Origin of the sequence: Vibrio sp. M260112 (assembly GCF_036533775.1) — a bacterium.
Lineage (GTDB): Bacteria > Pseudomonadota > Gammaproteobacteria > Enterobacterales > Vibrionaceae > Vibrio.
In genome coordinates this window covers 1-9810 of record NZ_JATABH010000076.1, presented here as the reverse complement: position 1 = coordinate 9810, position 9810 = coordinate 1, and the positions used below count along the sequence as shown (strand labels likewise).

Sequence of the window (9810 nt, the reverse complement as noted above, 5' to 3'; positions counted from 1 at the left end):
GGGTAGTTGCGGATACAGGAGTGAGGTCCCCAGTTGCTGCTGCACAAGCAGGCGCAAAAGTGGATGTATTTGCAGGCGTTGAAGCAGGAGGGACCATTGACGCTGAGGTTCATTGGAAACCACCTGTGGTTAATATTAACGGCAGGCAATACATCTCCCCGTGACATACCAAGCTTGGTCAGAAAGCAACCCTGCAATAGCCTGCGCCACCTCCTCAGGCGTACCGCCACGTTTAACAGGAAGGTTAGCAGCAAGACAGTCACGCGATCTGATCCACTGCCATCCGTGTACATTTAACCTAGCCTTACTCTATAAAACCAAATACCTTGCTGCGCCAGTTCAAGCGATCCCCTGTAGCGATGACAATCCTATCCATCTAATGTCCTTCTCTCCCGACTTACGCAGGGTAGTTTACAGTGTAAAATGCGCTCGCGATTGCATATTATCGACACCAGCGATCAATCTTTCCACTAACAAACTCAATACCTTGAGCTGATAACGTCGCTGTTTATAGACCAAGTACGCTTGCCTAGCGCTGCGCTGGTATTGAGGTAACACTCGCACCATATTCATTCCCTCGTGGACATGTCGAAACGGCAGCGAGGCAACACCTAACCCTTTTTCAACTGCACCGCATACCGCAAGTATGTCATTGACGATCAGCTTGGGCTTGATGTGAAGAACATCGACCAAACTCTGCTGCTGGTAGACGGATATATCTACGACATGATCAACACTGACCCAATTCAGTTGGTTTAACTGACTGAGGCTTTCCACTCGCCCTACTTTCGCCAAATATTCTGGACTAGCGAAAAAGCCATGATGAGCAGTAAACAAAGGCCTAGCGATCATGTCATCCATATCCGCTAAATCGAAAGTGATGAGGAGATCGCGATCCGTTTGGGGGACGGCCTGTTCCTGACTGAGCACCAGATCTAACATCACCTTAGGATAATCCACCAAAAACTGTTCGACGACTTCGCCAACAAAAGCACGATAGAAATTGTGCGGAATGGCCAGTTTAATCGTGCCAGAGACTTCTTGAGTTTCACTCAGCATCTGGCTAAAGCCACTTTCGATCGACTCCATACCGCTACGAAGCGACTCAAAGGCTTCTAAGCCACTTTGTGTCGCAACCAGTTCTCTGCCCTTCTTCTCTAGTAAACGCATCCCTAATCGCTGCTCAAGCGCGGATAAGCGGCGTGACATGGTCGAGACGGGGATGTGTAAAGTCTTGGAAGCACCGAGTAACGAGCCTTGCTCAACCACACTGCAAAACAGATAGAGATCATCAATATTTCCAAATATGGAATTCATACTTCTAAACCTGCTTATATTTTTCACTATTGGATAGTTATATCCTCATTTACAGCAAAACAACAAGCACAGGAGCATAAATTATGAATCGCAAACAATTTTGGGTTTCGGCGCTATTATCGTCGCTGACAATGGCGGTCATTATGTCAGGACTACTATCTGGGTATAAACTCGGCTTCAATCACCAATGGCCTGCTATATGGCTCGATAGTTTTATTATTGCGTGGCCAGTAGCGTTAACGCTCAACCTGACTGTCCTGCCACAAGTTCGCCGACTTTCTAGTTGGCTCACGGGTCAAGCATCCACCTCTCAGGCATAAAAAAACCGAGCACTAAGGCTCGGTTTTTTCAACGGTAAAGATTACAGTTCAGCGTTGTGGTAAACCTGCTGAACATCATCACAATCGTCTAGAAGGTCAAGGAACTTCTGGAATTTCTCAGCGTCTTCACCCGCTACTGGAGTGTGAGTTTGAGGAACGAAAGTGATCTCTTCGACATCGATTGTCAGATCAGGGAATGCACTGTTAAGCGCCGTCTTAGTCTTAAAGAACTCTGTATGAGGAGCGAATACAGTGATTACACCGTCTTCAAGCTCAACATCCGTCACGTCTACGTCTTCCATCATTAGCGTTTCAAGAATAACTTCATCGTCATCGCCTTTGAACTGGAATACAGCTTGGTGATCAAACATGTGAGAAACAGAACCTTCAACGCCGATCTTAGCACCTGTTTTAACGAAACATTGGCGAACATCTTGGAAAGTACGGTTGCCGTTGTCTGTCAGACAGTCAACGATTACGCTAGTGCCGCCAGGGCCAAAGCCTTCGTAACGCGCTGGAGCGTAGTCTTCACCGCCACCACCATTCGCTTTATCGATCGCTTTTTCGATAACGTGTGCAGGAACTTGGTCTTTCTTCGCTTTTGCGATTAGGTGTTTCAGAGACAAGTTCATGTCTGGGTCTCCGCCACCGTTTTTCGCGCACATGTAAATTTCTTTACCGTATTTGGAATAAACTTTAATTTTTGCGCCTGCAGTTTTTGCCATTGAGGCTTTGCGCACTTCAAAACTTCTTCCCATCGGGATGTTCTCTCTAGTTCAATTTATTGCGAAGGATTTTAGCAAAACGTGTGAGCTTTTCAATTTCTGACACTTGCTGAGGAAATGAGTGGATTATGCCACACCCATTACTCGTTTATATTTGGCTACAGACTCTAAAAATGAGGCTTGTTCTTCGTCATCAGTGATCTTTGCTGCTGTCTGGTCGATTTCATCTGGACCAGCTTTAGCTTCACGGAGTTTCCAAACCAAAAACGATGCTTGCTTATCAAGCTCTATCTTGTTTTTTTCGCTAGCCGAGAGGTTAGACAGGTTGATCGACATATTAAAGCTCAAATCTGTAAAAATATGGAGGGGGGAATATACCACACCAAAAGCGAATGTAGAGAGAGAATCGCACTATGGCGAGAGGAATCGCTCAAAAATTAGCGAAAAAAATAAAGGGTGGCTTTCCTACGCCACCCTTAAGTATTCGAGATAGAGTTTCTAACTAGTGCAAGATGCCAAGCTCTTTGGCTTCTTCGATTGTTAAACCGCTTTCTCGAATCTCTCTTAATGCTTCAATACGACGACGAGCTTCTGCGGATTTAACGCCCTTCACAGGCTTCTGTGACTCAACTTCTTCCGTGAAGTCCCACTTGTCAGCAATTTTACTCATATCATCATGGTCAATAGAATTAATGGACATAATAACCTCCGAACAAACCATGCAAGGGACAGCTAATCTGTAGCAAAACCTCTCACCCCTTGTTAAGAATTTTAGCTTCAGAATGTGATTATGCTAATAGTTCCTACATTCTTACTGTTAATTCGATAAATAGTTTTTGCTCCACCAAAAGTCTCACAGTACATTTAAAGGATTACCCCTAAAGAAAGTTGGGCGATCTCGGTCTCATTTTTTACTGCCTATGCTCCCAACCTTCGCCTCCTACTGCTTACAAAAATAGCACTCCATTTTTGGCACGTTGACGTCTGTTTTCGCATCGAATGACCTCGGTGGTGATTTGCCAAATGACTTCATCATGAACCAAACTAATCACACCTAGAGATTTCACGGCACATGATTAGGTGAAAACGCAATGAATCCATTGGAGAACTGGCTTACACAGATCGAATACTGGTATCAAAATCGAAAGCATGATCAAGGTAACCAGCTAGAATCCCTGATCCTCTCTCCTCCTGATCAAATCTGGGGACCATTCATTTCCGTGCAGCAAAGTAAAGCCATCGCGTGCTGGCTCGACGGATGCTTACGCCTTTTTCAACAAGAACGAGAGCGTTCACCCGATAAAGCCTATCAGTACCTACAATTTGCTTACAGTAAGTTTCAGCAAGTCGTCGTCCACTATCAAAGTGAACTTGAACTTAAAGATTGGTGTATGAAAAGAATGCAAAATCTGGTCGTGGTAAGTCTCGAGTTCTGTACACAACAGATAAGTCGACGCTGGCAAATAGAATCACACCAGTTGATCGAAAACCATGTTCGCTTTATGGCACAACAACAATGGAATGAAGATCGGAACTATGATCAAGGTAAATCATCGTTTCATTAGGATTGAGCGAAAAAACGCGGATCAATGATCAAGGTGCCACAGTGGAAATTCAGGCAAAAAAAAGCGAGTCCAGAGAACTCGCAAAATATTCAGAATGAATGTAACAATATGAGCCAATCTATCAGGGATAATTCTGTCCCTCATTCATCAGAAAGGACAAAAGGTTGTCTATTCGGGGATAAATACTATCCAACTCGAAGAGATACATTGTCAGTGCTCTGTCAAAGGAATGTAGTAGCTTTGTCTTAATGTTAGTCGAGTGTGTAACAAGGTGTTTTCATTGATGGTCGTTGGCTCAAACGGCGACTTCATCCAAGGCTCTAAATACTGTTTCATCCAGATGACCTTCGAAGACTTGCTTACACACTTTTCTGCGCACAGCCAATCCAGCAATTAATCGCTCTATGGATAAATGCTTGTTCTCGCTCTGGCTGTTGTAGAGCTCGACCATCTTACTCAACGTTTCGTATGGAACGGCCTGATCACCTACGCGTAAGAAATCAAGCTTGTCAATCAGCTCCAGACACTCTTCTTGGATTGAGCTATGGGAATGCCCTGTCATCGCCGCTAAAGCTGTTATAGAGCGTTCTAGAGCCTCTGATGAGGTATATTTAGATAGAGTAATGGTAATTTCATCAGCATTGATCTCTACCAGGTGCTTGCGTTGCTTCACTCGACGACCAAGTTTTCCTCGTGGTGCACGCTCTTTGCGCTGGATAGGCTCGAACTCGCCATCAATAATCTGCGACATCTCTTCGAGCTGCTGTTTAGACACCATCTCATTGCGCAGTGGGTTCGGCAGCGTCGGCGCCATATTACGTTTGCCAGCATTCGTCGTTCGAGCACGAGAGTAGCGGAGCACTTCTTCGGCATCACATTTAATATCGAACTGATAATCTTTGACTTTGTCGTTGTCGATCATCGCCGAGATCGTCAGATGATAACCCCAAAGGTTGACGACAAATAGCTCGTCACTCCCCTTCTCTTTTGACAGTTTTTTGAGTTCGCGGATCAGATCCATTGAGAAGCGACGCCACTCGATGTTACGCGCCAGTTTTTGATTTAACTCACTCAATAGCATCACGTCAGAATGACGACGTGACATACGGCTTCGGAAGTAGCTGTACAACTGGAAAACCAGCGTGTGCTGCTTAAGAATCTCAGGCGGGAACAAGAAAAAATAATCGCGAGTAAGCAGCTCTTCGTAGAACGACGGTTCCCAGACAAGAATGTATAGGTTCGGTTTAATGCGTATTTCGCCGTCAGCGCCCTCTGTAGGGGCTTCTTCCGATGCAGTGATGGTACGGGCCAAAAATCTAAAACGATCGCTCTTAAAGCCTTCTGGCATGTTCTCGCTTAGCCATCGACCTGTAAGCTCATGTAGCTGAAAGTCGGTAAACTCGATGCGATCAATACTATCGCGAATTGAGTCGCGTGCCGGTCCGCTATCTTTCTTGCCACGTAGTGAGAGAATATCGGTAATGTACAATGGCGTTTTATTCGGTACATGAGTGCCATCTAGCTGGTATTGATGTTGATGATGCTCATGGTACTGCACGGTTAACGTGAAAAGTGCAAACAAAGTCATCAGATCATCAACGGTCATGATGCTCTTAGAAGATCGTGTTTCGATCACAGCACGTGTACCAGAGATCGACACCATGCTCTTTTGGTAACTTTTTCGCGTACGTGGTGGCGCTAGCGCCTGGTCAATAATGCCAGCCCAGTTAGTGGGAGAAACAACAAACTGATCCGCTTCATCTTTCATTGCTGGTGGCGTATTCAAACCATGCTCATTGAGCAAGCGCTTATTGACTTGCGTTTGAGCTAACGCTTTTGATCGTTTCTGCTTTTCACTCAGCTTGACGGATTCAGTCACTAGACTTGTGGCGCCGAGTACAGAGATCAATTGGTTTGGATTAACAAAGCGGTGCAGCATTGTTTTACCAGCTAGTCCTTCTTCGAACCGAACTGGAACTTGTTGAAATAGGCCAATATTGACGGCTGCACGCAGGCGCTGCTGAATTGCGGCTCGCGTGACTTGTCCGTCTGTGGCATCAATAAGCTCAGTAGTCGAGACTAAACCATCTTTACTGCTAAAGCCTCGTAAAGAGATTAAGTTAAGAAGTTCAACGATACTTTTCGTAACGCCTTTAAAGTGTTGGTATTGTTCAATCCAGTTAACCGCGACTTCCGACACTTCAAATAGGTGCCCATCTTTGTGGCTTCTTGGCGCTTTGATCAGTAGTTTTTCTTCTGAGCTCATTATTAGATCCGTATCACACTAGCCGTAATATCGCTATAGTTCCGAAAGAATAAAGAAAAAAAGATCATAAATAAAGAAAAACTTGTTGCTCTTAAATAACTGATCTTTTTGATTAATATGATCTTAATTGATTATATGATCTATTGATCTGGGCGATAATTTGCTTGTAAGTGATTGTGTTATAAGAACTATTTTTTTTGTCGGCTGAAAGCATGATCATGTAAATAACGAAAGCATGATCATTAAGTGTTTGAAAGCATGATCAAAAATGCTTAGAACGATGATCATCACAGCATCGAATAAATGATCAATACAATGAGGAAAGCATGATCATCATAATTGCACACCTTATCCACAAGCTGAAGTAAACAAAGACATTTGCCTCTGCTCATCGAGTGCTAATAATTGTCCAATTTAGCGAAACGATGATCAAGGAAACAATCTTGAAATCGTTAAATTGAACACTTTAACGCCAATCTTGAAAGTCGAGCTTCATGTTTACTATCTTATCCACATTGGGTTATGAGTAAATAGGGTTGCGAAAGCATGATCATGAAATGAAGGCGAGTTCGTCCAATTATTGAGTTGTCGGTCAATATTGCGATTTTCACCTCATTATATTAGCCCAAGTCTTAGTCCATCTGCATTTGTCCGTAAATTGGTGACAAATTTACATGCTTCCGAAGACTCCTACTACTTGATCATTGTTCCGATATTAGATCAATCGTTTATCAAAAATGTCGATCATGCTTTTAGCTACTCAACGCCTTGATCATTGTTCCTAGATAGGGAAATTATCCTGAAAGCATGATCACCAGATATTCCTTGATCATGGTTCCGAAACGGAACTCGTCTAGCGAATGGTTAGCTCCATATATCTGTCGCCCTTGCCTAATGAAAGTTTCTCGTTTGTTATCACTTTGAAAGTCAAAATTGCACCTACCGTAAATTAGACAGCGATCTTAATCGTTCCGAGTGAATATCATCTGTGTTTTAGTGCCTACATTTTTACATTGTAAATAAGTGATGCTGTAACACTTTTAATCTGTGTTGGTTTGTGATGTCTTAGAGACAAAAATTGACAACAAATTGACCTATTTTTGCTGATTGGCATTAAATAGAATGTCATATTTCTATTTAATGTGATTCGCATCTATAATTGCACGTTCACCTTTTTATTGTTTATTGTTGCAAATGCTGTACAATAATTTTCAGTCACTAATAACGGAATTTGGCAAATGAAACGAGAACATACGATTGAGAATCTCATACAGCTCGCTGAGAAAACCGCTCAGGTTCAAGCTGATCGTATAGAAATTGTGTTGGAAGAGCGTAGCGATGAGCATTTCCCACCAATGTCAAAAGCATTGATGGAAACTCGCTCGGGTTTAACTCGCCGTAAGCTTGATGATGCTATCAGCAAGTTGGAAGAGTCTGGTCACCAATTCACTAAGAACAACGCCAACCATTACTCTATTTCTTTGCAAGAAGCACATATGTTGATGGATGCGGCGGGAATCCCGAAGTTTCATGAACGTAAGAAAAATAACGAAAATAAACCGTGGATCATTAATGTTCAGAACCAGAAGGGTGGTACCGGTAAGTCGATGACTGCGGTTCATCTTGCTGCTTGCTTGGCGCTTAACTTAGACAAGCGTTACCGCATTTGTCTTATCGACTTAGATCCACAGGGTTCACTACGTCTGTTTTTAAATCCGCAGATTAGCCTGACTGATCATGACAACATTTACTCAGCTGTCGATATCATGCTTGATAACGTGCCTGAGGGGGTAGAAGTCGACAATGAGTTCTTACACAAAAACGTGTTGTTGCCGACTCAGTATCCTAACTTAAAAACGGTTTCGGCGTTCCCTGAAGATGCAATGTTTAACGCGGAAGCGTGGCAGCACCTATCACAAAATCAATCACTGGATATTGTTAGGCTGCTGAAAGAAAAGTTGATTGATAAAATTGCCGACGACTTTGATGTGATCATGATTGATACCGGGCCACATGTGGATCCATTAGTATGGAATGCGATGTACGCGTCGAATGCTCTATTGATCCCATGTGCTGCGAAACGACTAGACTGGGCATCGACAGTTAACTTTTTCCAGCATTTACCGACCGTTTATGAAATGTTCCCAGAAGATTGGCAGGGGCTAGAATTTGTTCGTCTGATGCCGACCATGTTCGAAGATGACAACAAGAAGCAAGTCGCAGTTCTTACCGAGATGAACTATTTACTTGGTGATCAGGTGATGATGGCAACGATTCCGCGTAGCCGCGCATTTGAAACGTGTGCTGATACCTACAGCACAGTTTTCGATCTCACAACCAGTGATTTTGAAGGCGGTAAGAAGACACTAGCGACTGCGCAAGATGCGGTTCAGAAGAGTGCATTAGAACTGGAGCGTGTGCTTCATGGTCATTGGTCATCATTAAATCAGGGGTAAGTAGAAAATGGCAATTAAGACTTCAGATTTAAACGCGAGATTATTTGGTAAAGCGAATAAGCGCCATGTGACGACTCCACAAGAAGCGCAGCAAGCGGCGAAAGAGAAAGCTCAAATCATTGAGTTGTCGGTTGCGGGTGAAGAGAAGGTCGAGTTTGAGTTAGTTCGTATCCCGGCAGAGCAGGTGAGCGAGAAGACCGTTGTTTTCGCAGAAAACGCGCGCGAGCAAGCGTTCTTAAATGAACACGCGCTATCTGATGTATTAGTCACACTTAAAGAACGTGGCCAGCAATATCCTGCTGTTGGACGCAAGCGCGAAGACGGAAAAATCGAAGTGCTCGATGGTAGTCGTCGTCGCATGTCCTGTATCTTAGCTGGGCAAGAGTTCCTTATTTACGTTGGCGAAAACATCAGTACCGAGCATGCTAAGTTCCTGTCTGACGTTGCGAACGCGCACAAGCCACTTTCCTTGTATGAAAAAGGCAAGGAGATGCTCGCTAAACTGGAAAAAGGTGAAGCAGACGATCAGAAAGCACTGGCAAAAATGTTCCAGTGCAGTGAAGCGTTGGTCAGTGGTGCTCTTAAGGCTGCCGATTTGCCGTTAGAATTGCTGCAAGCTTACCCTAACGTTGCCGAACTTGGTCGTCCGACTATCGTGAAACTGCACAAGCAATTTAATGGTTTGGAGCAGAGCCAACAGAGTAAGCTGCTAGACAAGTGTCGTTCTAAGGACGGTTTTGTATGGCAGAGAAGTCAGTCTCAAGGTGTGGCTCGTATTACCAAAGAGGTGACTGAAACCATTGAAGCTTGGATTGAAGAGCTTGCGCCAAGTAAGAAATCGGCGGTAAGTAAAACCGATCTAGTAAAAGGTCGTGCAAGTTACAGTCGTAAAGGCAGCAACTTAACGCTCAACTTAAAGAAAGTTGATGACGCGTTGATGAAAGAGATTCTGGATCTTGTTGCAAGCAAACTGAATTGATGACAATGTTTGGTCAAATAAAGCCGCCTCTGGGCTAACTCCTATCACTTAACGTGTTTGGAACGAACTGGATAGCGAGTCTTATTCATACGAACGGTCCTTGATTTGGGCCGTTTTTTTCGCTCTGGCAGAATGTAGCGCTTCACTCGCTCTCGCATCGCCCTTAACTTTTTAGGGATCGA

General features: G+C 43.9%; 9 protein-coding genes and 2 pseudogenes. 4 read left to right on the top strand and 7 right to left on the bottom strand.

Annotated features, from left to right (window positions below; translation table 11 throughout):
* Nucleotides 1-135: 135 nt before the first annotated feature.
* Both QTN95_RS19115 and QTN95_RS19110 read right to left on the bottom strand, forming a co-directional pair.
* Nucleotides 136-293, bottom strand: a pseudogene (locus QTN95_RS19115) (SDR family oxidoreductase); the annotation flags it as partial.
* A gap of 118 nt (nucleotides 294-411) precedes the next feature.
* A complete protein-coding gene (locus QTN95_RS19110; RefSeq protein ID WP_331418610.1) occupies nucleotides 412-1317 on the bottom strand; it encodes a LysR family transcriptional regulator in 906 nt (301 codons plus the stop codon).
* Nucleotides 1318-1400: 83 nt separating this feature from the next.
* Between QTN95_RS19110 and QTN95_RS19105 the strand changes: the two genes are divergently transcribed.
* Entirely contained in the window at nucleotides 1401-1637 is a 237-nt protein-coding gene (locus tag QTN95_RS19105; RefSeq protein WP_331418609.1) for a DUF2798 domain-containing protein, read from the top strand.
* Nucleotides 1638-1678: 41 nt separating this feature from the next.
* On the opposite strand, the gene QTN95_RS19100 is transcribed toward QTN95_RS19105, so the two are convergent.
* The 3 genes from QTN95_RS19100 to QTN95_RS19090 form a co-directional block, all read right to left on the bottom strand.
* A complete protein-coding gene (locus tag QTN95_RS19100; RefSeq protein WP_138973067.1) occupies nucleotides 1679-2395 on the bottom strand; it encodes a YebC/PmpR family DNA-binding transcriptional regulator in 717 nt (238 codons plus the stop codon).
* A 93-nt stretch (nucleotides 2396-2488) separates the two neighbouring features.
* Nucleotides 2489-2698, bottom strand: a complete 210-nt coding sequence (locus QTN95_RS19095; RefSeq protein ID WP_138973066.1) for a DUF3283 family protein — start codon at nucleotides 2696-2698, stop codon at nucleotides 2489-2491.
* Between the two features lie 166 nt (nucleotides 2699-2864).
* On the bottom strand, nucleotides 2865-3062 hold the full coding sequence (locus QTN95_RS19090; protein ID WP_331418608.1) for a PA3496 family putative envelope integrity protein: 198 nt from the start codon (nucleotides 3060-3062) through the stop codon (nucleotides 2865-2867).
* Nucleotides 3063-3453: 391 nt separating this feature from the next.
* Between QTN95_RS19090 and QTN95_RS19085 the strand changes: the two genes are divergently transcribed.
* The gene (locus QTN95_RS19085) at nucleotides 3454-3927 is read left to right on the top strand and encodes a transcriptional regulator (protein ID WP_331418607.1); all 474 of its coding nucleotides are present in this window, start codon (nucleotides 3454-3456) and stop codon (nucleotides 3925-3927) included.
* 295 nt (nucleotides 3928-4222) lie between these two features.
* Here the strand turns inward: QTN95_RS19085 and QTN95_RS19080 are convergent, their stop codons facing one another.
* Nucleotides 4223-6193: a replication initiator protein RctB domain-containing protein gene (locus QTN95_RS19080; protein ID WP_331418606.1), complete on the bottom strand. Its 1971-nt coding sequence runs from the start codon at nucleotides 6191-6193 to the stop codon at nucleotides 4223-4225.
* 1238 nt (nucleotides 6194-7431) lie between these two features.
* Here QTN95_RS19080 and QTN95_RS19075 point away from each other — a divergent pair.
* Nucleotides 7432-8649: a ParA family protein gene (locus QTN95_RS19075; protein ID WP_331418604.1), complete on the top strand. Its 1218-nt coding sequence runs from the start codon at nucleotides 7432-7434 to the stop codon at nucleotides 8647-8649.
* Nucleotides 8650-8656: 7 nt separating this feature from the next.
* The gene (locus tag QTN95_RS19070; RefSeq protein WP_138973061.1) at nucleotides 8657-9628 is read left to right on the top strand and encodes a ParB/RepB/Spo0J family partition protein; all 972 of its coding nucleotides are present in this window, start codon (nucleotides 8657-8659) and stop codon (nucleotides 9626-9628) included.
* A gap of 44 nt (nucleotides 9629-9672) precedes the next feature.
* On the opposite strand, the pseudogene QTN95_RS19065 reads toward QTN95_RS19070, so the two are convergent.
* Nucleotides 9673-9810: pseudogene (locus QTN95_RS19065) on the bottom strand (IS4 family transposase); the annotation flags it as partial.

Bases quoted from the DNA above. Each gene is read 5' to 3' on its own strand.
- QTN95_RS19110 (WP_331418610.1), bottom strand. From the start codon at position 1,317: ATGAATTCCATATTTGGAAATATTGATGATCTCTATCTGTTTTGCAGT.
- QTN95_RS19105 (WP_331418609.1), top strand. From the start codon at position 1,401: ATGAATCGCAAACAATTTTGGGTTTCGGCGCTATTATCGTCGCTGACA.
- QTN95_RS19100 (WP_138973067.1), bottom strand. From the start codon at position 2,395: ATGGGAAGAAGTTTTGAAGTGCGCAAAGCCTCAATGGCAAAAACTGCA.
- QTN95_RS19095 (WP_138973066.1), bottom strand. From the start codon at position 2,698: ATGTCGATCAACCTGTCTAACCTCTCGGCTAGCGAAAAAAACAAGATA.
- QTN95_RS19090 (WP_331418608.1), bottom strand. From the start codon at position 3,062: ATGTCCATTAATTCTATTGACCATGATGATATGAGTAAAATTGCTGAC.
- QTN95_RS19085 (WP_331418607.1), top strand. From the start codon at position 3,454: ATGAATCCATTGGAGAACTGGCTTACACAGATCGAATACTGGTATCAA.
- QTN95_RS19080 (WP_331418606.1), bottom strand. From the start codon at position 6,193: ATGAGCTCAGAAGAAAAACTACTGATCAAAGCGCCAAGAAGCCACAAA.
- QTN95_RS19075 (WP_331418604.1), top strand. From the start codon at position 7,432: ATGAAACGAGAACATACGATTGAGAATCTCATACAGCTCGCTGAGAAA.
- QTN95_RS19070 (WP_138973061.1), top strand. From the start codon at position 8,657: ATGGCAATTAAGACTTCAGATTTAAACGCGAGATTATTTGGTAAAGCG.